Origin of the sequence: Aestuarium sp. (assembly GCF_023253315.1) — a bacterium.
Lineage (GTDB): Bacteria > Pseudomonadota > Alphaproteobacteria > Rhodobacterales > Rhodobacteraceae > Marivivens > Marivivens donghaensis.
Genome location: NZ_JALRGW010000060.1, coordinates 1 through 2,374, shown reverse-complemented (window position 1 = coordinate 2,374; position 2,374 = coordinate 1). Strand labels below are relative to the sequence as shown.

Annotated in this window: 4 protein-coding genes; 3 read left to right on the top strand and 1 reads right to left on the bottom strand. The window is 47.3% G+C overall.

From position 1 onward, the window contains the following. Nucleotides 1–398: YecA/YgfB family protein (locus AC1QQ2_RS14000; protein ID WP_479713593.1), on the bottom strand; the 398-nt coding region annotated here is incomplete at its 3' end. A 37-nt stretch (nt 399–435) separates the two neighbouring features. Between AC1QQ2_RS14000 and AC1QQ2_RS13995 the strand changes: the two genes are divergently transcribed. The 3 genes from AC1QQ2_RS13995 to AC1QQ2_RS13985 are packed head-to-tail and all read left to right on the top strand — an operon-like array spanning nt 436 to nt 2,182. Beyond that, a complete protein-coding gene (locus tag AC1QQ2_RS13995) occupies nt 436–1,440 on the top strand; it encodes an HIT domain-containing protein (protein WP_479713592.1) in 1,005 nt (334 codons plus the stop codon). Then, the gene (locus AC1QQ2_RS13990; protein ID WP_479713591.1) at nt 1,440–1,874 is read left to right on the top strand and encodes a thermonuclease family protein; all 435 of its coding nucleotides are present in this window, start codon (nt 1,440–1,442) and stop codon (nt 1,872–1,874) included. Before AC1QQ2_RS13995 ends, AC1QQ2_RS13990 begins: the two co-directional genes overlap by 1 nt. Nucleotides 1,875–1,927: 53 nt before the next feature. Further along, complete coding sequence (locus tag AC1QQ2_RS13985; protein WP_479713590.1) at nt 1,928–2,182, top strand: YHYH domain-containing protein; 255 nt, start codon at nt 1,928–1,930, stop codon at nt 2,180–2,182. The last annotated feature ends 192 nt before the right edge of the window (nt 2,183–2,374 follow it).

Sequence of the window (2,374 nt, the reverse complement as noted above, 5' to 3'; positions counted from 1 at the left end):
GGCATGATAAGGTGACCGTGTGTTCCGCTTTCGGTCAGTCGTAACCACGCTTCATGTCTTAACGACACTGCTTGCATAAACCCTTCACACCAATCCATTGCAATCACATGACCTTCTGGGGCTTGCCAGAACATGGGTTCGCAGACTGGTTCGTCTAATGCCAAGCCAGACGCTAAATCCATGTATAGTGTCCCAATCAGTTCAATGACCCAATGAGGAACGGTCCTAGGGTCGGCCCCTAGGACTACAGACATCCACTCATCTGCGGGAATGAACACGGGACTACAGGCAATCCCGTAGAGGAAGCCATCGAGATCAGACAACATGAAACAGTCTTCAGGGCTGTCGTCTGACGATAAGTATTCGTCAAGGCGATCTAGTGCTAAATCCATGTTCATAGTGACAAAGCTCCCTAGGCTCAGACATAATTAGGGCATGGATAATCAGAACAACCTCGTCAATCTAGAAGACTTCATCCGTAATAAGATGAAGATGAGCCATATTTATCAGCCTGTAATGCTGTCGGTTCTCTTAAGGGAGGGCGGGGAGGCAACTTTAGAGCAAATCGCAAAAGCACTTCTGTCTTATGACCTACCTCAGATCGAATATTATTCGTTGAGAACCAAGAACATGGTCGGAAAGGTCCTCATTGGGAATGATGTTGTGGAGCCAATTAAGGTGGGCCGCAAGATTGCAGGTTACCGATTGAAATCCAGAGGTCTAACTGAGGATCAGCGGGTTTCACTGGCGGCGTTGTGTGATGAGAAGCTACACGAGTACGTCGATGGTCGTGGAGCTGGCATCTGGGGGCATAGACGTCTTTCAGAAGGATACGTATCTGGAAGTGTCAGGTATGAGGTTTTGAAGAGAGCAAAGCATCGCTGTGAGCTTTGCGGTGCACATGAAACGCAGTCAGCTCTTCATATCGACCATATTGTCCCAAGAGCTAAAGGCGGGTCCGACGACCTTAGTAATTTTCAGGTTCTGTGTATGTCTTGCAATACTAGCAAGAGGGATAGGGATGACACGGATTTCAGGGGTATTCTTGCAAGCTACCAGCACAGAGACAGTGGGTGCATTTTCTGCGAGCTGACACCTGACCGCATAATCGACGAAAATGAATTGTGCTTGATGATTGAAGATGCATTTCCCGTCACACCACAACATACCCTTATCATTCCGAAGCGTCATGTGGCTGACTACTTCGAACTCTATCAACCAGAGCTAAACGCAATCCATTCGATGCTGAGTACTAGGCAGCAATTCTTACTCAATAGTGACCCTACTATTTCTGGCTTCAACATCGGTATCAACGCAGGTCGCTCGGCGGGCCAGACGATTTTTCACGTCCATGTTCACCTGATCCCTCGGAGAGATCGAGATGTTGAGGACCCTCGTGGTGGTGTGCGTGGAGTAATTCCCAGTAAGCAGAGGTACTGATGGTCAGGTTTGTGGATTTATTAAAGCTCTCTCTTATTCTCATTTTTTTCGGTTTAAATCACGGTGCTGCTGCGGAAGGAGTGATCACAGGTTTGGTTAGTCATGTTCGAGACATCGACACACTAGAAATCGCTGAAACCCCAATCCGTTTGGATGGACTTGACGGTCCTGAACTTTCAGAGCCTCGAGGGCAAGAGGCTAAGGCATGGCTGATTGCTTTGCTCTCGGATGTGGAACTGTCATGTACCTTGAGTGGTGAGAGGACCTACGATCGATATGTAGGAACTTGTTACCTGCCCGACGGACGAGACCTGTCTGCCGTTATTATTCAAAATGGATATGGCCGAGATTGTAGAAGGTATTCGGGTGGCAAGTATGCAGAGTTCGAGACTGCACAAAGTCGATCTTTGATTATGCACGGCTATTGCCGATAGGAGGTACTACGGAGGATGTTCGGATATTATCTGTCGTGCTGATTGCAGTCTCTATGCTGTTACCAGTAACGTCAGCTTTTGCGCATTCTGGAGGGTTAAACGCTCAAGGTTGTCATGCTGGATCGCAGCCTTATCATTGCCATCGTCCTCAAGCGGCAACGCCCCAGAATAGTCCTGAGGTTAAGCTCTCCCGAACGGGTATCTGCCATGTTCGTGGTTCTCGATATTACGAACAAACTAAGAATTTTGTGGCGTACCCCAATCTTGAGGCTTGCCTTCGGGTGGGAGGGCGCTTGCCACGGAACTAATTTGAGCAAAGAATTTGGTACTAGATTTTGTAGATAAATGGTACTAGGTCGTAAATTGAAATTTTAAAATTTTTATTTATTTTCAATATTTAAGTCGTTTATTGTGGTTGTATGTGAGTCCGTGTGGGGGCACCACTTCTTTCCCTAATTTCCAATTATTCTGCGCCTGATACGTGGTCCGCTACCGTAATC